This is a genomic window from Echinicola shivajiensis (assembly GCF_018642165.1).
GTDB lineage: Bacteria > Bacteroidota > Bacteroidia > Cytophagales > Cyclobacteriaceae > Echinicola > Echinicola shivajiensis.
In genome coordinates, this window is sequence record NZ_JAHHZM010000006.1 from 136,537 (window position 1) to 158,248 (window position 21,712).

Consider the following 21,712-nt stretch of genomic DNA (forward strand, 5'->3'; position numbering starts at 1 on the left):
TGTATTTTTGTTGAAAGTCAATTAATCGATTATGTTTCTAGTTAAGTCATTCTTCTCTGTTCTGAAAAATCTGGGGCTGTTGTTTCTTTTTTTTGTTTTGCTCAGTGATTTACATGCTCAAAATTCCGATTTGATTCCTAAGCCAGTTTTCCTGGAGAGAAGTAGTGGGAATTTTAAATTAAATAAGCAATGGTCTATTTATATTGATAATAAGGAGCTGGGTGATCATGCGGTCTTGTTAAGAGAAGGGGTAGGTATTTCAAATGTTTCTATTAAGCAGTATAATGATTCACAAACTTGGGATAATGGGATTTACCTTTCAGTAGATACCAGAAAAGCCAATATCCATAAGGATTACTATCAGATAGATATAACGGAAGATCAGATAAGCCTAATAGGAGCTTCAAAGTCTTCTTTATTATTGGCAGTCAACAGATTGGTCCAGCTTAATTTATTACAGGAAAACAGGTCTCTTTTACCTGCTATTTCGCTTAAGGATTATCCAAGATTTGATTATAGGGGCTTACATATTGATGTAAGTAGACATTTCTTTCCTATCCCATTTCTGGAAAAGATGATTGACATGATGGCCATCTATCAACTGAATACTTTTCACTGGCACCTGACAGATGGGCCAGGCTGGAGATTGGAAATTAAGGAGTACCCTTTATTGACTCAAAAGGCTGCCTTTAGAACACATGGTGTATGGAAAGATTGGTGGGATTCATCAAGACAGTTTATGAATGAAGGCGATCCTCAGGCATATGGCGGTTATTATTCTCAGGAGGAAGCTTCAGCTTTGGTGGAGTATGCCAGGAAAAGAGGTATAACCATCATTCCAGAAATCGAAATTCCAGGGCATTCGGAAGAAGTGTTGGCGGTTTATCCTGAACTTTCCTGTTCAGGTATGCCATACACACAAAGTGAATTTTGCTTGGGAAATGAAAAGACTTTTGAGTTTTTGGAAAAAGTATTAACGGAGGTCATGGAGATTTTTCCTTCAGAGTATATTCATATTGGGGGAGACGAGGCTTCCAAGAAAGCTTGGTCGACTTGCGAGAAATGCCAAAGGAGGATACAAGAGGAAGGTTTGGATGATGAAGAGGAACTACAAAGCTATGGCATCAGGAGGATAGAAAAATTCCTGTCCAAGAATGGTAGAAAGTTATTGGGCTGGGATGAAATATTGGAAGGAGGACTGGCACCCGGAGCTACCGTAATGTCATGGAGGGGAGAAAATGGAGGAATAGCTTCCGCAAAGGCAGGCCATGAGGTAATTATGACTCCTGGAGCTTATTGTTATTTTGATAAGTATCAAACCAACCCCGCGACTCAGCCTCAGGCAATTGGTGGGTATTTACCTATCAACATGGTCTATTCCTATAATCCAGTACCTGAGATATTAACCAAAGAGGAGGGGAAATTGATCAAAGGCGTTCAGGCCAATGTTTGGACAGAGTATATGTCAAGCCAAGAGCATGTGGAGTATATGATTTTCCCGAGGCTTTTGGCTTTAGCAGAAGTAGCTTGGACAGCTCCGCAAGAAAAGGAATGGGATGATTTTTTTAAGCGACTTCAGTCACATTACAGACTTTTGCAGCTTAAGGGGATTAACTATTATAGACCTATAGCAGATGTTACCATAAAAGCTGTGGCGGATACTGTTAAACAAGCTTCATTGGTAAGCATATCTGCGGAGAGATATGGCGCAGATGTACGCTATACATTAGATGGTACTGATCCAGATAAGGATTCCAAAATGTATAAGGGGCCATTTTATGAAAAGGGAGTCAAGGAAATTAAGGCGGCAATTGCATTGTCCAATGGAGAAATGGGGCCAGTAAATTCAAAGGAGTTGGTTTACCATTTAGGCGTTGGGGCAGAGGTAAAGTATTTGCAGGAATACAGCCGAAAATATGCTGCTCAGGGTGATAAAACATTGGTAAATGGGATGTTAGGAAATTTCACTTATAGTGATGGACAATGGCAGGGTTTTGAAGGAAAGGATCTGGATGTGGAAATTCGTTTGAATGAACCTGAAATGGTTTCTAAGGTGAAGGTTCCATTTATGCAGATCATTGGGCCTGGGGTGTTTTTGCCTTCAGAATTAAAGGTCTCATGGTCACTGGATGGTAAAGAATTCTCAGAGCCAAAATTGATTAAACATGATATTTCGGAAGGTAATCCGGATTTGATAATCTATTCATTTGAAATACCTGTGGGAGAAAAAATCCAGTACTTACGTGTGAATGCGAAAAATAAAAACCGGGCCTTTTTGTTTGCTGATGAGGTGGTGTTTTATGGAGAATAAGTTAAAATGATTTTGTACAAACTGGGTGTAGTTTAAACTACACCCAGTTTTTTTATGTTCATTTCTGGCTAGTGCCCAAGTCATAGATTTCCTGAATTCCCTTTAGCTTTTCATTGAAATCAATTTTAAGGTCAATCAAATTACCTGTGTGAATGTCAAAGACCCAACCATGTACAGTGGGAAATCCATTATTGAGATATTGTCTTTGGACACAGGCTGTTTTGATAACATTAAGGCACTGTTCTTCCACATTTATTTCTACCAGGCGATTATATTTTTCAGTTTCATCTTTGATGGAATTTAGTTCATCCTTATGCATACGGTACACATCTCTGATATTTCTCAGCCAAGGATTTAAAATACCTAGATCTTCAGCCTGCATGGCGGCTTTTACACCACCACATGAATAGTGACCACACACTACAATATGTTTAACTTTTAGGTGGCTTACAGCATATTCAATTACCGAAGCGGAACTGTTATCATTATTAGGCACCAGATTGGCGATATTTCTATGGACAAACATTTGGCCAGGTTGGACTCCGGTCATCTCTTCTGCGGTGACTCTACTGTCACTACATCCTATATATAATATTTCTGGTGACTGTCCCTTTGAAAGATGTTCGAAAAACTCTTTCTCCGTAGCTTTTTTGTTATTTACCCATTGTTGATTATTGCTGAATATCTGATTGTATAAGTTCATGTTCTTAATTCTTTAAAAGAGGAGAATGTTTAAGGGTATTACGATTATTCCTGATCTGAATTTATTTGTTTTTATATTGATATCTGACAGATAATAAATCTAATCTTTATTTGTGACATTAAAGACATGAGCATCATTTATTGATTAGTAAGGATTTTGGACTTATGAAGTACTTATAGAGTTGCTTTATAAATAATGTCTAAAAAGAAATAAACTGGCGTCAAAACAAATAGCAAGGTTTTGAGTTCTCTAGTATTGTAAATAAACAATTAGATGAACAGATTATTAAAATTAGCTTTTTCATTCCTTTTAATTTTGACCTTGGTAGTCCAAGTGAATGGGCAAGAACCAACGGGAACTGTGGCAGGATACGTTCTGGAAGCAAAAACACAGGAACCATTAATCGGGGTGGCAGTGAAACTATTAGGTACGGAACTTGGAGGAGTGACAGACCTTAATGGTTTTTTTAAAATTGAAATGGTGCCTCCCAAAACCTATACTTTGGAAGCATCCTATATTGGTTATACCAATAAACAGGTTTTCAATCTGACAGTAAGGTCTGGGGGAAATCCAGATGTAAATATTGTTTTAGAAGAAGAAGTAAGTGAACTCGAAGGAGTGGTAGTTGTGGCCAATACTTTCGGGAAAAATGAAGAGACGCCCTTATCCGTTCAAAGGCTATCCCTAGAGGAAATTGCTACTTACCCAGGAGGAAATAATGATATTGCTAAGGTGGTGCAGGCCTTGCCGGGTGTTTCTGGGTCTGTAGGAGGATTCAGAAATGATGTAATTATTAGGGGAGGAGCGCCCAATGAAAATGTATATTACCTCGATGGGATTGAAATCCCCAATATCAATCACTTCTCTACCCAAGGGAGTGCAGGTGGCCCTGTTGGGCTATTGAATGTGTCTTTTTTTGAAGGAGTAACCTTATCCACAAGTGCTTTTGCCGCCAACTATGACAATGTGCTTTCAGGGGTTTTACAGTTTGATCAAAGGGATGGAAATAACCGGAAGTTTCACTCCAATGTGCGCGTTAGCAGTAGCGAGGCAGCTTTGACACTTGAGGGGCCTTTGTTTAAGGGTGAAAAGGAGAGCTCCAAAACCTCCTTTATCGCGTCGGTCAGGAGGTCTTATCTGCAGGTATTATTTAAGGCTTTGGATTTACCCTTCTTGCCTGACTATTGGGATTTTCAGTATAAGGTTTCTCATGAGATTGATAAATATAATAGCTTAATTTTCACAGGACTTGGTTCTATTGATGATTTTGCCATCAACCAGCCAGATGATATAGACGAAGAGCAGCAAGCTACCCTAGATCAACTTCCTATCATAAAACAATGGTCGAGTACACATGGGGCTGTTTGGAAAAGACGCTTCAAAAATGGAAGCGGATATATGACCACAGCCCTGAGTAATAATATCTTAAACAATAATTTCAGGCAATTCGATGATGTGGTCAATGAGGAAGGTGTTTATCTGATCAATGATTCAAGGGAGATGGAAACCAAGCTCCGGTATAATTTGACCAAATTTTTGGGAGATTGGACACTAAGTACTGGTGGGATTTTACAGCGAGCGGACTATAAAAACAGCTCTGTGGATTTGGTCAATGATTTTGCATATAGGTCACAGTTGGACTTTTTCCGTTATGGACTTTTCGCACATCTTACACGAAATTTGTTTCAGGAAAGACTGAGTCTTTCTGGAGGGCTTAGAATGGACGGTAATGATTTTATGGATGAGGGAAATGATATCTGGAAGACCTTTAGCCCTCGGTTTTCTTTCTCTTATGTGCTGGATGATGCCCGAAAGTGGAGTTTTAATGGATCGATTGGAAGGTATTATAAAATTCCTCCATATACCATTTTGGGTTTTCAAAACCAAGTTGGAGAGTTTGTTAATAAGAATAGCAAGTATATCCAAAGTGACCACTATGTGGCAGGCTTTGAATATTTGATCAATCCATCTACAAGGATAACTTTGGAAGCGTTCTATAAAAAGTATGATAATTATCCCGTGAGTCTGAGCAAGAATGTTTCATTGGCCAATTTGGGTGGTGATTTTTCTGTTCTAGGGAATGAACCTGTATCAAGCGTGGGAAAGGGCAGAACTTATGGTACGGAATTATTATTGCAGAAAAAGTTTACCAAAAACTTTTATGGTATTTTGGCCTTGACCCTTTACAACAGCGAATATACTGGTCTTGATGAAAATGTATACTTGCCTTCTTCATGGGACAATAAGACGCTTTTGACCTTTACGGGAGGTTATAAGTTTGATAAGAACTGGGAAATCAGTACTCGGGTAAGGTATTTAGGAAAAACACCGATTGCTCCAGTAGATGAGGATGCTACTTTGGAAAGTTATCCCGCGATAATTAAAGATTATTCCAAACAGGGTGAAATACTACTGAATGCTTTTAATCAAACAGACTTAAGGGTGGACAAAAAATGGAATTTCACCAACTTTACTTTTAATGTGTTTTTGGAATTCCAAAATCTCTTCGGGCAAGAGACACCTTCTGAACCTCTTTATGGATTGGAGCGAGATGATGAAGGGAACATCACAGAGCCAAGGACACTTAAGCAAATACCTTCCATTTCCAGTGGCTCCGTTTTGCCATCTATAGGACTGGTGTTGGATTTTTAAGGATCAATGAGAGCGAGTTTATAAAAAAGGATTGAGGTTAAACAACTTGAATCCTTTTTATTGCCCATCCAGCAATCAATAGGGAACTTGGCTTTTGTATTTGGAGGGGCTACAACCGAACTGCTTTTGGAAACATTTGCTGAAATATTTGGGGTTATTAAACCCAACCATATAACTGATTTCAGCCACCTTTAGATCTCCCTGTAATAATAATTGGGCAGCCCTTTTTAAACGAATAATGGTAATGAAATCATTGGGAGTATGTCCAGTAATCGCTTTGATCTTTTCAAATAGAAGTGTACGGCTCAGTCCCATTTCTTTTACAAAGGCAGAGATGTCAAAGTCAGCATCGTCAATATGTTTTTCGACTACTTCAATAGCTGTTTTCATCCATTCGTTATCCTTGCTTGAAACAGCTATTCCTGAAGGTTCTAAATCTGGCTTTTGCTTAAAGGAAGCAATGAGCCTTTCTCGTGTTAGCAGTAAGTTGCGAACTTTGGAGATCAAGAGATCCAAAGGAAATGGCTTGCTTAAATAGTCATCAGCCCCGGAAGCATAGCCCTCTCTTTGATAATCATAAGCACTGCGGGCAGTAAGGAGGATTATAGGAATATGACTGGTGGTTAGGTCTTGTTTTAATAAGGAGCACATGGCCACGCCATCCATTTTGGGCATCATCACGTCAGAGATTATAAAATCCGGATTATAAAGCTTGGACATTTCTAAGCCCTGCTCACCATTTTTAGCGGTGATTACTTGGAAATGCTGGGCTAAAACCCCTTTCATGAGGGATAAGAGCTCTTCATTATCCTCAACTAGTAATAGCTTTTTGTTCAATAAGCTTGGGTCAGGCTTGACAGTCGGGCTGGGATTTTCCAGAGAGCTCAATAAGTGCTTGTCAATATTGTTGAGCTCTTGCTCAATAGGTAGATTTTTGGATTCCTGTTGAGTGGGGAATTCCTTAAAATCGTGCGGGGCAAAATGTTGTTTTCCGCAAGGCAGCAATACCGTAAAAGTTGTTTTAATATTCGGCCTGCTTTCCATTTCAATACTGCCATGATGAAACTCTACTATATTTTTACTCAATGCCAATCCTATGCCTGTACCAGCAGTTAGATTTCCTTCACTATCGTCTACTTGAAAGAATCTCTCAAAGATTTTATCCTGATGTTCTGCCAATATTCCCTTACCATTATCTTCTACTTGTATGGCCAAGGCAGGTAGTTCTCCAATTTTATTTTTTATGGTACCGCTATTCAAGCTCAAGGTGATTTTTCCTCCATCAGGCGTGAATTTGAAGGCATTATAACAAAGATTATAACATACCTTTTCCATTTGATCTAGATCAAACCAAACGCTTTCAGGGAGGTTTGGACCAAAATTTAACTTAAAGTCAATATTCCTGTGTTTTGCCATAGCCTCAAATGAGGTAAATATGTTTTGTATAAAGTTCTTAGGGATAATTTCCTGTACCTCAAGCTTGACATGGCCAGTTTCCTGCTTCCTAAATTCCAATAGTTGGTTGATCAGCCGCAATAATCTAGTAGCATTGTTATGGATGGAATTAAGTTGATAATGTACCTGCTGTGAAAGATCAGCCCTGGATATGAGTTGTTCCAAGGGTACTTTTATCAACATCAGCGGAGTTCTTAATTCATGGGAAATATTGGTAAAGAAACGCAATTTCAATTGGTTGATTTCTTCCTGTTTCTGGTGTTCTAGCCTTTCAAAACGTAAATCGTTTTTCATCTTAATTCGAAAGGTAATTATGGACTTAGTGACATATGCAGCTAAAAGAATCAAGAGTATATAGGCTAAATAAGCTACTGTGCTTTGATACCAAGGAGGTAGGACCCTAAGATAAAGCAGCCTTTCACCAGAGCTTTGTTGACCATTTTCTGTGGTTGATTTAAGGTGAAATGTATATTCTCCAGCTTTAAGGTTGGCATAAGGTGCATACCGTCTGTCTGCATCGGTGTAGATCCAATCCTTATCGAAACCATTCAGCTTGTAAGCGTATTGGATTTTATCCTGACCGTTGAATTCTAAAGCACTAAAAGCTAATTCAAAGCTATTATGGTCATGGTTGAAGACCAGTTCATCACTGAAGCTGATGTCTTTTTTCAGGAGTACCTTGTCTTCAATAGTGTCACCGGGATTGACCAAGTGATTCAAGACCCTTAATTGTGTTAGTTCAGGTATCTTGGGCACGGGTGTTTGTTTTACCTGATCAGGTAAAAAAGCATTAAAGCCATTTGTACCTCCAAAATACAATTTCCCTGTTTTTTTGTCCTTGAACGCAGCACCTAAGTTAAATTCATCAGATTGAAGTCCATCATCAGCTGTGAAATTTTTGAATGTACCTTTTTCTGGATTGTAAAGAGTCAGACCTTTTACAGTGCTTATCCATAATTGACCTGTATTATCCTCTAGAACTGCCTTGATCACATCACTAGGAAGACCATCCTTTTCCCTGAAATGAACAAATTGACCGGTATTAACATCCATTCTGTTCAGGCCTCCTCCAAAAGTCCCTATCCATAAATAACCATTATTGTCTTCGTAAAGACTTGTGATGATATTGTGACTAATACTGTTGGGCTTATTGGGATCATGTTGGTAATAGGTGAATTGTCCATTGCTGAAGTTATATAGGTTTAGGCCGCCACCATAGGTACCTACCCACAATCTATTTTTGCTATCGATCAGAAGCGACCTTATATCATTAAAACTAGGTGTTTTGTTATTGTTGGCTTGATAAAGAAACCGTTTGAATTTTCCAGTTTTTGGATCGAGTCGGTTTAAACCACCTCCATTAGCTGTTCCAATCCATAATTGCCCTTCATGATCTTCTGCAATTGCCCAAACTTCATTTTTACTTAGCGAGGTATTATCGTTTTCTTGGTGTAAATAGGAATTGAACTTACCCGATTCTGGTAAATAACTGTACATGCCAGAACCATCAGTGCCTATCCAAAGCTTTCCGTTTTGATCTTCATATATTACTTGAACATTGATTTGTACCGAATTGTCAGTGTTTTTTAGGGGGAGTTTAATTTGCTCAAATTCGTTTTGATTGGTCTCTTTGAAATTTAACCCTCCATTGAACATCCCCACCCAAAGGTTATCTCTTTTATCCTTTAAAATGGATTTTACCATTTTGCCAGAAAGGCTAGCGGATTTACTGGCCTGCTGGCGATAGTGCTCAAAGTGCTGCGCATTGGGATTGATTTTATTAAGTCCTTCACCAGAATACATGCCTATCCATATATTATCATCTTTATCTTCAAACAATTTATAAACGGATTGACCATTTAAGCTATATGGATCTGAAGGGTTGTCCTTATAATGAAAGATGTTTCCTGTTTGTTGATCCAAAACATAAAGACCTCCACCTAATGTACCGATCCAAAGATGTCCTTGTTTGTCTTCTAGAAAACTCGTAATATTTTCCTTTTCCAGTGGATTAACAAGAGAGGGGTCTGACGGGATAAATGCATGAAATTTCTCCTCTTCATTAGACTTCTTAAAAACGCCATTTTTTTCAGTTCCTAACCAAATGGTTCCATTGCTGTCTTCAAAAAATGATTTTATGGATTTGATTTTTTCTCCATCATGAATAATTTCGTTTTCAAAAAAATCATTGGTATTGGAGTCTAGGATTTGCATGCCTGCGTCATAGGTGCCAATCCATATTTTTCCTTTTGAATCTTCAAAAATCTGCCATATTTTATTGTCATTAATACTTGAGTTGAAAGTATTGAAGTTGTTGATATTGAGGTTTTTAAAGTAGTTTGTTAAAGTTGGTTCTAGATCTTTTTTTGGAAGTACGATATGGTAAATACCATCAGATAAAGTACTTAACCATATATCGCCCTTTTGGTCAATGATCAAATTATTGGTTTTTGTTGACCCGAACATATCAGCCAATTGAGCTTGCTGGTTTAGGGATTGGAATTGCAGGGTTTTGGGGTCAAAAATATTGATGCCACCCCCCTCAGTACTGATCCAAATAAATCCATTTTTGTCTTGGACCATATCGCGGATAACATTATTTCCCAAGCTCAAATTATTGTTGGGGGAATGCTTAAAAGTGGTAAACTGGTAACCATCATACTTGGCTAAACCATCATCTGTTCCGAACCATAAAAATCCTTTTTGGTCCTGCATAATTGCCAGTACAGAATTTTGCGGTAGACCATCTTGGGAGGTATAGTGGGTGAATTTATAAAAAGGATGGCCAGTGACTTGGGCCTTTGTTTCAAGACCAAGAAATAAGCAGATACAAATATAAACCCATGATAGCATCCAGATAGAATGCCTGTATAAATAGCCTTTCCATTTTTGAACGCTTATAGCTTTGTGATGAATATTTTTGTTTAAAGAAATCATGGGTATTAATTCAGATTTCTAATCTAATTTTTTCCATCGATAACTGAAGACTCATTTTTAGATATTATGCGAAATGGACGATTTTATCCCCTTTTACGGACTGCAGGATACTTTCGCGGATGATAGTGGACCTTATCCGGATGATCGTTCACCTAAGTGGAAAAGGCCTTATCTAGCTTTGTTGAGAAGCCCGATCATATCACCCGATGCTGTACAGCTTATCAATCAATATATGTAGGTGCTTTAAGCTTATTTATCAATTTAACCCAAAAAAGTATGTATCTGAAAAACTACATGAAAAAGTGGCTGCTACTGTTTATGGTGCTTTTGTCCTGTCATGCTATGGCACAGGAAGCTAGTATAACAGGGACAGTTAGAGATGCCAAAAGTGGCGAGACCATTCCAGGTGTTAATATTTTAATAGAAGGCAGCACCAAAGGAACGGTGTCAGACATGGAGGGAAATTATTCTATTTCCGCTGAAAAAGGCTCCATTCTAATCTTCAGCTATATTGGTTATGTGAGCCAGAAAATCACTGTTGGCAACGCCTCAGTAATGGATGTTGAAATGGAACTGGATGCCAAACAGCTGGATGAGGTATTAGTGATTGGTTATGGTGAACAGTCTAGGGCCACACTTACTTCTGCCGTTTCTAAATTGGATGAAAAAGTATTGGAAAATGTTCCATTCGCCAATGCGGCCTCAGCTTTACAGGGTACCGTATCTGGTGTAAGAGTACAAACCACCTCAGGGCAGCCAGGAGCCTCCCCAAGAGTTATCGTGAGGGGAGGGACTTCCATTAATAATCCAAATGGGGCAGAACCTCTTTATATTATCGATGGTGTGATTCGTAGCAATATGAATGACCTTAACCCTGATGACATAGAATCCTTACAGGTTTTGAAGGATGCAGCTGCCACAGCGATTTATGGAGCTAGGGGATCCAATGGTGTTGTCATCATCACGACCAAAACTGGAAAAGTGGGTAAAACGGTGGTTTCTTACCGATATAATATCAGTGCTTCCGAATTATGGAATCGCTATGATATGGCCTCAGCAAGAGATTACATCTATTTTAACAGGAAAGGAATATTGGCAACGGGAGAAAAGCATCCTGAGCATTTGTTTCGTTTAAATTTGGCCAATGGCTTTGGTATTGGCAATGATCTATCCAACAATACAGCCTTTACCACGCAGTACCTTACAGCTGAAAATGAGTATAAATTGAATGAGGGTTGGGAGCAAATGCCCGATCCGGCTGATCCAGACAAGACCATCATTTTCGCAAATACTGATTGGCAGGATATCCTTTTCCAAACGGCTATCAGTCAAAATCACTATGTCAATGTCAGCGGTGGTTCTGAAAAGGCCCGCTTCGATATAGGTGTTGGTTATTTGGATAATGAAGGGGTTGCTATCAATACCGATTTTAAAAGATTCACGACTCATCTAAATGGAGATGTACAGGTCAATGATAAATTGGGGGTCTATGGAAGGTTGAACTTTACTTCCTCTTCAAATAGTCAGGTATACAGTGAGAATCAGCTATTCCAGAGAGCATTGGGGCTGCCTCCAACTGCAAAGCTATATTTTGAAGATGGATCTTTGGCTACTGGCCAAAACAGAAGCATGGGAAATCCACTTTACCATTTAGGTAGAATAGATGCCCTGAATGCTACCAATAGAATGACCCTTTCAGGCGGTGCCAACTGGGAAATACTTCCCAATTTGACTTTTGAGCCTATGGCTTCACTTTATTATGTGCAGGGAACAAATAATAGCTTTCAGAAATCTTTCTATAATACGCCAACGCAGTTTGTTGATTCGAGAGAAGCATCAGCTTCCAATTCACTTTATTGGCAGAAACAATTTGACGGGGTATTTAGCTATCAAAAGTCCTTGGGATTACATAATCTACAGTTTAAGGTGGGTGGGTCCTATTATGATAGAAAAAGCTATGTAGCAAGTATGACAGGAAGGGGAGCAGCATCTGATTTGATCCCTACCTTGAATGCTTCTGCGGAACCCACTTCAGTAAGCAGTTCATTGAGCCAACAGGTAATTGTCGGCTATTTTGGTAGGGTAAATTATGATTTTGATAAGAAATATCTTTTCTCAGTAACGGGCAGATATGACGGGGCTTCTAACCTTGGAGCAAATAATTATTGGGGATTTTTCCCTGGTGTGTCCGGAGGATGGAATTTGCATAGGGAGGAGTTTTGGACGAATATGCCAGAAAAGATATCTTCTTTAAAACTTAGGGCGAGTTATGGGGTCAATGGTAATATCGGTAACCTGTCCGATTTTCATGCCCAAGGACTTTATTCTGTAGGAAGCCGCTATTATGATCAGGCAGCCATTCAAAATAACCGTATGGCCAACCAAGATTTGAAATGGGAGAGATCTGGCACTTTTGATATCGGCCTTGACTTAGGTTTAATAGATAACAGGGTGACTTTTATAGCAGATTATTATAATCGCTTGACAGATAATTTGCTGACCAACCTTGAACTGCCCCAATCCACCGGCTTCAGTAGTATTTTAACCAACTTGGGATCCCTTAGAAATGAAGGTGTTGAAATGGAAATCAATGCTGCGGTGGTTCAGAACAAGGATTTTGCATGGAATATAGCTGCCAATGCTTCTTATAATATTAATACCATTGTGAAGCTTCCAGAAAATGGGAATGAAAACAATAGGATAGGAGGCGTTTTGGTTTATGATCCTTTATTGGGACAATACACTTGGAAAGGTGGCTTGCAAGAAGGAGGAAAAATAGGAGACCTATTTGCCTATCAGCAGTTAGGTATATACGCAACAGACCAAGAAGCGGCAGAGGGACCTTACGATGCATTGGTGCCTGGAGGAGACAAAAGTAAATTTGGTGGTGATACCCAATGGGCTGATTTGGATCAAAATGACTCCATTGATAGCAGAGACAGGGTTTTGGCAGGGAATATTTTTCCAAAATGGACCGGAGGATTTACTAATACCTTCAGTTATAAGGGGCTTTCTTTGACAGTTAGAACTGATTTTGCTTTAGGGCATACGATTTATCATGAGTCTCGAGCAAGGTTTAATGGACAATATCAAGGGGACATCGGGATTTTGGAAGAAACGACCACATCATGGCAAAATCAGGGAGATATTACGGATATCCCAAGGTACTATTGGGCAGATCAGCTTTCACAAAACAACTCTTTTAGAGGTAGTACTTTCTATCATGAGAAAGGAGATTATTTGGCGATCAGAGAGCTTACATTGAGCTATAATCTTCCTCAGAAGTGGTTGAATCCAATTAAGATCTCCAATATCAGGACTTATTTTACCGGCACCAATCTGTATTACTTTACAGATTACACAGGTCTGAATCCTGAAGTGGGAGGAACAGATTCTGGAAGATATCCAATACCTAGGAGCTTCCTTTTTGGTATCAACGTGAATTTCTAATTCAAATCTCAAAACAATGAAAATTAACGCTAAAAATATATTGATATTGGGGATATCGGCGATGAGCACATTATCCATAGGATCGTGTACTGATAATCTAGAGTTAACCCCAACCAGTGAAATTACCGTATCTGGTTTCTGGACCAGTGAGGATAATGCAAAAGGAGCTCTTAATGGCATGTATGTTCGTTTTAGAGATCAGGCAGCTAGCAATCTTTATATATGGGGAGAAAGCCGAAGCGGAACACTAAGTTACGGCCTTCAGGCTTCGGAGGGCTTGGAAAGGTACTTTGAAAATACCTTGGACCCCAACTATGCAGGTCCGGAATGGTTAAGACTTTATACCATTGTGCACGATGCCAATTTGATCATAAAATATGTTCCTGAGATTTCCTTTACAAGGGAAGAGGATAAGAACAGATTGCTGGCCGAGGCATATACCATGCGTGCCTATGTGTATTTCACTATGGCAAAAACATGGGGAGATGTTCCACTCGTGACGATTCCCACAGAAGGTTATGATGCAGAAACTACCTTTAGAGAGCGCTCTCCTGTTGAAGAGGTATTTGGACTTATTAAGAGCGATATAAATACAGCATTGGCTTTATATCCCAATGATCAACTGAGTGCAGGCAAAGCTTCCTGGTCCAAGCCGGCTACAAATATGTTGAAAGGTGATGTGTACCTATGGACAGGGAAAAGATTAGGAGGCGGAAATGCTGATATTCAGGAGTCCTTAGAAGCTCTTCAGGCTGCAGAAACAACTGATATGAGCCTTTTGGAAAGCTATGATGACATTTTTCGCTATGACAATAAAGGCAATAGTGAGGTGATCATGGCGGTACATTTCAGGGATTTGGAATCTGGAACGAACTATAATAACAATATGTATATCCGAGACGACCAGATTCCAGCAGATGCTAATAGCGAGTTATTGGAAAAATTGGGGCAAGGTGGTGGCCTTAACCGTTGGGGACCCTCAGAAATGATTAAATCAGCTTTTTCAGCTGATGATCAAAGAACTGAGGCTACTTTCCTAAGTATCGATTTGGAAAACAGTGCGGGAGAAATGCAACCATATGCCGCGGTTGTTACCAAATTAAGAGGTTATGTTGATCCTTCTGGCAGGAGATTTTTAGATGATGTGATATTATATCGTTATGCAGATTTGCTGCTTATGATAGCAGAAGCAAAAAATGCATTGGGACAAGACCCTAGCCCTGAGATCAATCAAGTTAGGGAAAGAGCCTATGGTGACAATTTTGAAGCACATAGGTTTGTGAACGCAGATCAAGCTAGCAATGATGAAGCGATCTTGCAGGAACGTCTTTTGGAATTGGCATTTGAAGGAAAAAGATGGTGGGATGTAATCCGATTTGACAAGGCTTTTGAGCAGGTTCCTTCTTTGGTGGATAGAGCTGGCCAGGATCATTTGCTTTTATGGCCTATTTCATTGAATACCATTAGTCTTAATTCTAAAATCCAGCAGAATCCTGGATACGGAAACTAATAACTTAATTTATAGGGCAGGCTCTTTTGCTTGCCCTAATTTCACTCAGCATGACGAATATGAAAATTGACAAAATAAAAGGTTTAATCGCAGCTACTTTTACCCCATTTGATAAATCAGGTAAAGTGAATATTTCTCTTATTCCAAGTTTAGCTTCATCTCTGAAAACACAAGGCATTTCTGGGGCATTTATTGCTGGAACCACTGGGGAAGGGGCAGCATTAACATTGTCCGAGAAACTGGACCTGATTAAAGCATGGGCACCTTTTTCCTCAGAGGATTTTAAGGTTATTTCCATGTTGGGAGGCACTAATCAAAAAGAAGCAATTGAATTGGCAATGGCAGCCCAAGAAAATGGACTATATGCGACGGCATTGACAGCTCCTTATTATATGCGGCCAACTTCTGTCGAACAATTGTTAGATTACATTCAGCCCATTGCAGAAGCTGCTCCAGACTTGCCACTGTATTTTTATCATATTCCATTACTTTCCAAGGTGGAATTGTCCATGTTGGATTTCTTGAAACTTGCTGGAGAGCGTATTCCAAATTTTGCAGGAATCAAGTACACCCATAATGACCTGATGGAATTTAACCGTTGCTTGAGATTTGAAGAGGGTAAATATGATATCCTTTGGGGTTGGGATGAAACTATGCTGGCTGGCTTAGCCATGGGAGCAAAGGGAGCTGTGGGTAGTACCTATAATTATGCAGGATCACTTTACCAAGAAATTTTATTGGCCTTTAATAATAATGAAATAGAGAAAGCCAGGCAACTTCAAGAAAAGTCCATTGAGATGATAAGTCTATTTGGCAAGTATGGAGGGGCAGCCTGTGGCAAGGCTATCATGAAGATTTGTGGGCTGGATTGCGGTCAATTCAGGCTGCCAGTGAAGCAATTGAAAGACCAAGATTATGAGACACTGCAGAGAGATCTGCTTTCAATTGATGTATTGGAATATTTAGTGCCTTCCCAGTCCGCTAAAAAAGTATAATTTTCAATAAGCCAATATTGGTCAAAGAACCAATCTTTAATAACCAAATTCATGAAGTCAAGTATCCATTTTCTTTTATTATTCATCTTTAGCTTTTTATCAGGGATAGCCTTTGCCCAAGGAGAAAAAGTAGAAAATTTGGGTAAGTTCAAATTCACAGCCCTGCCAGATATATTACCGAAAGCAGGAGAACAGGTATCACCGGGTTTTGCCGGGATGTTTGTAGGTGTTCACAATGATGTACTGATCATGGCTGGTGGAGCCAATTTTCCTGAAAAGCTACCTTGGAATGGAGGTCAAAAGGTTTATGATAACCAAATCCATGTTTTGGAAAGAGAAGAAGGGAACTATAAGTGGAGAGAGGGTATCAGTTTAAAGCTGCCACAAAATATAGCTTACGGACTTAGTATTTCTACTTCAAAGGGAGTGTTATGTATTGGGGGAGAAAATGAGAGAGGAGCATTAGATGAGGCTTTCTTACTTCAGTGGGATCCCATACTTAAGCAGATAAAAAAAGAAAAAATGCCTGATTTGCCTTTTCCTTTAAGTAATGCGGCTGGAGGAATTATTGATGGTAAAGTTTATGTAGCAGGAGGTGAAGGAAATGGGGTTTCGGATGCATTTTTAAGTCTGGATCTAAGTGCTGAAAGACCCACTTGGGAAACTTTGTCTTCATGGCCAGGGGAAGCACGTTCCCATGCTATGGGGGCAGTTCAGCATAATGGCGAGAGTGATTGCTTTTACCTATTTGGAGGAAGGCAGAGGATGAGCAATGGTATAAGTGAACGCTACCATGATACCTATTGCTATAATCCCAAAACAGAGGAATGGATTATATTGAATCCTATTCAAAAAAACGGAGAAGATGTTTCTCTATCAGCAGGAGTAGCACAGTCTTTAGGGAATTCACACGTAATATTTTATGGTGGAGTACGAGGAGACGTTTTTAATCAATTGGAGAGATTAGGATCAGAAATCTCTAGTCAGTCAGATGATAACATCAAGGATGGACTTATAAAGGAAAGAAATCATATCCTGAATAATCATCCGGGCTTTGATGGTAGTATTTTAGCTTATAATACGGTTACTGACTCTTGGTCAAACTATGGCAGTTTACCTTTTGAAACCCCAGTAACAACTACTGCTGTAAAGTGGGGAGACGAGTTGATCATACCTTCTGGCGAAATATCTCCAGGAATTAGGACTCCAAAGATTTATGCAGCAAAATTTGAAAAGGCGGTAAACTTCGGTTGGCTTAATTATACAGTTTTGGGCATTTATCTAGGCTCATTGGTGTTAATGGGCGTATTGATCTCAGGAAAGCAACATTCCACAGATGATTACTTTAAAGCAGGTGGTAGGGTACCATGGTGGGCTGCAGGAATCAGTATATTTGGTACCCAGCTAAGTGCCATCACTTTTATGGCCATTCCAGCAAAGACATTTGCAACGGATTGGACACTGTTCTTTCTTCTGATGACGATTATTATGGTAGCCCCCATTATCATTTATGTTTTCTTACCATTTTTCAGAAGATTAAACTTAACTACGGCATATGAGTATCTTGAGTTGCGTTATAATAGAACTGTACGGCTGATCGGAAGTTTGCTTTATACAGGTTTGCAGCTGGGAAGATTGGGGATAGTACTGCTTTTACCATCATTGGCGCTATCGGTAGTAACTGGCATAGATGTTTCTTTATGTATTTTGATTATGGGCTTACTCAGTATCATGTATACTGTATTGGGAGGCATAGAGGCGGTTATCTGGACTGATGTGATTCAGGTAATTGTGTTATTGGGAGGCGCCTTGCTTTGTTTGGCTTATATATTTATTGAAATAGATTTTGATTTTAACCAAATATTGACCCTGGTTCAAGAAAGTGACAAAGTGAGAATTTTTGATATGAGTTTTGATTTTACTGGCACCAGTTTTTGGGTGGTATTGATAGGAGGTATAGCTAGCAATATCGTCCAATATGGAAGTGACCAGACGGTTATACAAAGATATTTGACTACTAAAGATGAAAGAACTGCAGCCAGGGGAATAAGCACCGGTGCGCTTATGGCATTGCCCTCAGCATTTATCTTCTTTAGCATTGGGACAGCTTTATATCTGTTTTATAAAATTCATCCCATAGAATTGAGTCCATCAGTGGAAAGTGCCGATAGTATATTTCCATTTTATATTGTGACCCAATTACCACAAGGGTTATCTGGAATCCTAATAGCAGCTGTTTTTGCTGCGGCCATGTCCAGTTTGGATAGCAGTATGAATTCAGTAGCTACAGTGCTCACGACTGATTTTTATAGTATTTTGTTTCCTAAGGACCACAAAAGAAAAAATTCCCTGAGGTTTGCTCGTTGGGTAACTGTAATTGTAGGTTTATTTGGGACTGGTTTTGCATTGTTGATGGCAGGATTGGGGATACCTTCGTTATGGGATCAATTTAATATGATCATTGGCCTTTTTGCTGGTGGACTTGGAGGGATATTCCTGATTGGAATGCTTTCCAAAAAAGTAAATGGACAAGGTGCTGTATGGGGAATGTTAGCTAGTGCAATGGTGCAGGTGCTAATTAAATATTACAGTCCGTTGAGTATACACTTATATGCTTTTACAGGCTTGATAAGTGCGATGGTATTTACCTATATATTTAGTCTCCTTTTCAGCAATAAAAGGGACTTAAAAGGCTTGACAGTTTATTCTTTAAGTAATGATAAAACTGTAAGTATAAAATATGAAAAAGAAGAATTGATAAATCAGAAAGCATAATAAATTCACCATGATTAATTTTATAAAGGTCATCAAAGGATTTGCAGTGCCCATTTTATTGGGTACAATGTTACAATGTAAAGCCCAAGAAAATAACATTGAACATACCATCAATGTGGAGATTGAGCAGCATTATATTCCTGTTGTAAAAGGAAAATATAATGATGTCATTTCATTAAAGTTTGAATTGGAGCGGGAAATAGAGCTGGAAGAAATAAAGCTATCCATAAATGGGTTCGATCTATTGAATGCTGTTCAAATTAGTGAAATAAAAGAGGAAAAAGATGTTAAAGAATCTAGGGTTCTAACAAATACCGATAATATTAAGAGGAATTCTTCTCTGGAGATTAACACAAATTTAACTGCAGGAAGCCATCATTTAGTGCTTAGCATTAAACCAGAAACAGATGCTTCTTTATTAGAGAAAGTGGATATTAAGGTAGAGAGTTTAGTGTTTCAAGGCGGAAATGTGATTCCCATTTCATCTGAAAAATTTATGCCCTTACGATTGGCTACTAGTCTGAGGACAGCTGGTGATGATGGGGTAGCCGCTTACCGTATACCTGGTCTTGCCACTACAGCAAAGGGAAGCTTGTTGGCGGTGTATGATGTAAGGCACAATAGCTCTGTGGATTTACAGGAAGATATAGACGTGGGAATGAGCAGAAGTACAGATGGTGGGGAAAGTTGGGAGCCGATGCAGATAATCATGGATATGGGTAAATGGGGAGGAATACCTGAGGATCAAAATGGTATTGGTGATCCTGCCATATTAGTTGACCCAATTGATAATACGATTTACGTAATGGCACTTTGGGCTCATGGAAAACCTGGCAAAAGACTTTGGTTCAGCTCACAGGCAGGTTTAAGCCCCGAGGAGACCGGTCAGTTGATGCTCGTCAAAAGCAAAGATGATGGCAAGACATGGTCTGAGCCTATTAGTATTACTTCACAGATTAAAGAAGAAAAGTGGAAGTTAATGTTTAATGGACCTGGAAAAGGAATCACGATGAGAAATGGGACCTTGGTTTTTGCTGGCCAGTATAAAGATGAAAACGATATGCCACACAGTACTATTATTTATAGTGAAGATAAGGGAGATACTTGGCATATAGGTACAGGGGCCAAATCCAATACTACAGAGGCACAAGTAGTAGAACTCAATGATGGCAGTTTAATGCTTAATATGCGGGACAATAGGGGGGGGGCTCGCTCTGTTGCGATAACCAATGATTTGGGTAAAACATGGACAGAGCATGTTTCAAGCCGATCAGCATTGCCCGAGCCAGTTTGTATGGGTAGTTTGATTACTTATCCTGAGAATCGCTTGAGTGAAGATGCTTCAAGATTGTTCTTTTCCAATCCCGCAGCAACTGATGGACGGTATAATATTACGGTCAAGCATAGTGAGGACCAAGGAAATTCTTGGTCTGAGGGGCTTTTGTTGGATGCAGGAAGAGGATGGGGATATTCATGCCTTACGGTAATAGACGAAGAGCATTTGGGTATTCTTTATGAAAGCAGTCAGGCACATATGACTTTTCAAATAGTGCCCATTAAAGATATAATCAATGTCGAGCATCCCTAACTGATTTAAAGTAACATAATAGGTTAGTAAGTATTTATGCTTTGTACTGTTCTGATTTAAACAGAATACTGTACAAGGCTGGAAATACTATGTCCTTTTAAAAATTATAAAACATGAAAACAAATAAATTAGAAGAATACGGTCAAATCTATAAAACCGCATTATTGGAAAATATAGTGCCTTTTTGGGAGCAAAATTCACCAGACAGAGAAAATGGAGGATATTTTACCTGTTTGGACAGAAAGGGAAAGGTTTTCGATACTGACAAATTTATTTGGCTTCAAGGTCGACAGGCATGGATGTTTGCTACTTTGTACCAGCAAGTGGACCAAAGAAAGGAATGGCTTGATCTTTCTAAAATGGGAATTGAATTTCTCAAAAATCATGGAGCAGATCATGAAGGGAAATTTTACTTTTCCCTGACCCGGGAAGGCCAGCCATTAGTCCAGCCCTACAATATATTTTCCGATTGTTTTGCCGCAATGGCATTCGGAAAATATGGTTTGGTTTCAGGTGATTCACATAGTACAGAAAGAGCAGTGAACATTTTCAATCAGATTCTTTCTCGTCAAGATAATCCCAAAGGAAAATATAATAAAGCTTTTCCTGGTACACGACCATTAAAGAACTTTGCTCTGCCTATGATCTTAAGCAATCTTTGTTTGGAGCTTGAGCCGCTATTGGATAACAGTATGGTGGAGGAAACCCTGGACAAATGCATCCATGAAGTAATGGACAACTTTTTGGATAGAGAGACCTTGTTGGTATATGAAAACAGGACATTGGATAATGGATTTTCAGATAGTTTTGAAGGAAGATTGTTAAATCCTGGGCATGCTATTGAGGCCATGTGGTTCATGATGGATATTGCCAGCAGGAGAGAAGATAAGAAACTTGCCCAAAAAGCGGTTGAAGTTATGCTAAAACAGTTGGAATATGGCTGGGATCGTGAATTTGGTGGCATTTTTTATTTTTTGGATGTAAAAGGTAATCCTCCGCAACAGTTAGAATGGGACCAAAAGCTCTGGTGGGTACACTTGGAAACATTGGTTGCGCTTGCTAAAGGTTATCAATTGACTGGTAATGACCAATGCGCCAGCTGGTTTGAAAAAGTGCACGAGTATGCTTGGAATATTTTCTATGACCGGGATTTTGGAGAGTGGTTTGGCTATCTGAATAGAAGAGGAGAAGTCATATTGGATTTGAAAGGGGGAAAATGGAAAGGTTGTTTTCATGTGCCAAGAGCCCTATTACAAGTCTGGAAGACTTTGGAGAAAGAAACCATTTCAATTAATAGAACAACTAGTTTTTAAAGATTTTTCTTGGGGGAAAAGCT

11 protein-coding genes are annotated in these 21,712 nt (G+C 39.2%); 9 read left to right on the plus strand and 2 right to left on the minus strand.

Annotation, left to right across the window (positions count from 1 at the left end; translation table 11 throughout):
- The first annotated feature begins 31 nt into the window (after positions 1-31).
- Positions 32-2,311: a beta-N-acetylhexosaminidase gene (locus KMW37_RS12340; RefSeq protein WP_215224940.1), complete on the plus strand. Its 2,280-nt coding sequence runs from the start codon at positions 32-34 to the stop codon at positions 2,309-2,311.
- Between the two features lie 58 nt (positions 2,312-2,369).
- On the opposite strand, the gene KMW37_RS12345 is transcribed toward KMW37_RS12340, so the two are convergent.
- Positions 2,370-3,014 carry a carbonic anhydrase gene (locus tag KMW37_RS12345; RefSeq protein ID WP_215224941.1) on the minus strand — a complete coding sequence of 215 codons (645 nt, stop codon included), beginning with the start codon at positions 3,012-3,014 and terminating at the stop codon, positions 2,370-2,372.
- 273 nt (positions 3,015-3,287) lie between these two features.
- On the opposite strand from KMW37_RS12345, the gene KMW37_RS12350 reads away from it, so the two are divergent.
- Positions 3,288-5,666: a TonB-dependent receptor gene (locus tag KMW37_RS12350; RefSeq protein WP_215224942.1), complete on the plus strand. Its 2,379-nt coding sequence runs from the start codon at positions 3,288-3,290 to the stop codon at positions 5,664-5,666.
- Between the two features lie 75 nt (positions 5,667-5,741).
- On the opposite strand, the gene KMW37_RS12355 is transcribed toward KMW37_RS12350, so the two are convergent.
- Positions 5,742-10,058, minus strand: coding sequence for a hybrid sensor histidine kinase/response regulator transcription factor (locus KMW37_RS12355; protein ID WP_246581467.1), 4,317 nt, complete (start codon positions 10,056-10,058; stop codon positions 5,742-5,744).
- Between the two features lie 73 nt (positions 10,059-10,131).
- Between KMW37_RS12355 and KMW37_RS12360 the strand changes: the two genes are divergently transcribed.
- From KMW37_RS12360 to KMW37_RS12390, 7 genes are all read left to right on the plus strand, one after another.
- Positions 10,132-10,296, plus strand: a complete 165-nt coding sequence (locus KMW37_RS12360) for a hypothetical protein (protein WP_215224943.1) — start codon at positions 10,132-10,134, stop codon at positions 10,294-10,296.
- A gap of 38 nt (positions 10,297-10,334) precedes the next feature.
- The gene (locus tag KMW37_RS12365) at positions 10,335-13,508 is read left to right on the plus strand and encodes a SusC/RagA family TonB-linked outer membrane protein (RefSeq protein WP_215224944.1); all 3,174 of its coding nucleotides are present in this window, start codon (positions 10,335-10,337) and stop codon (positions 13,506-13,508) included.
- A 16-nt stretch (positions 13,509-13,524) separates the two neighbouring features.
- Positions 13,525-15,018 (plus strand): RagB/SusD family nutrient uptake outer membrane protein, encoded by a 1,494-nt coding sequence (locus tag KMW37_RS12370; RefSeq protein WP_215224945.1) that lies wholly within the window; start codon positions 13,525-13,527, stop codon positions 15,016-15,018.
- Between the two features lie 50 nt (positions 15,019-15,068).
- Positions 15,069-16,013, plus strand: a complete 945-nt coding sequence (locus tag KMW37_RS12375) for a dihydrodipicolinate synthase family protein (RefSeq protein WP_317195571.1) — start codon at positions 15,069-15,071, stop codon at positions 16,011-16,013.
- A 51-nt stretch (positions 16,014-16,064) separates the two neighbouring features.
- Positions 16,065-18,788, plus strand: coding sequence for a sodium:solute symporter family transporter (locus tag KMW37_RS12380; protein WP_215224946.1), 2,724 nt, complete (start codon positions 16,065-16,067; stop codon positions 18,786-18,788).
- A 10-nt stretch (positions 18,789-18,798) separates the two neighbouring features.
- Positions 18,799-20,376: a sialidase family protein gene (locus KMW37_RS12385; RefSeq protein ID WP_246581468.1), complete on the plus strand. Its 1,578-nt coding sequence runs from the start codon at positions 18,799-18,801 to the stop codon at positions 20,374-20,376.
- Between the two features lie 113 nt (positions 20,377-20,489).
- Positions 20,490-21,689, plus strand: coding sequence for an AGE family epimerase/isomerase (locus KMW37_RS12390; protein ID WP_215224947.1), 1,200 nt, complete (start codon positions 20,490-20,492; stop codon positions 21,687-21,689).
- Positions 21,690-21,712 lie beyond the last annotated feature (23 nt).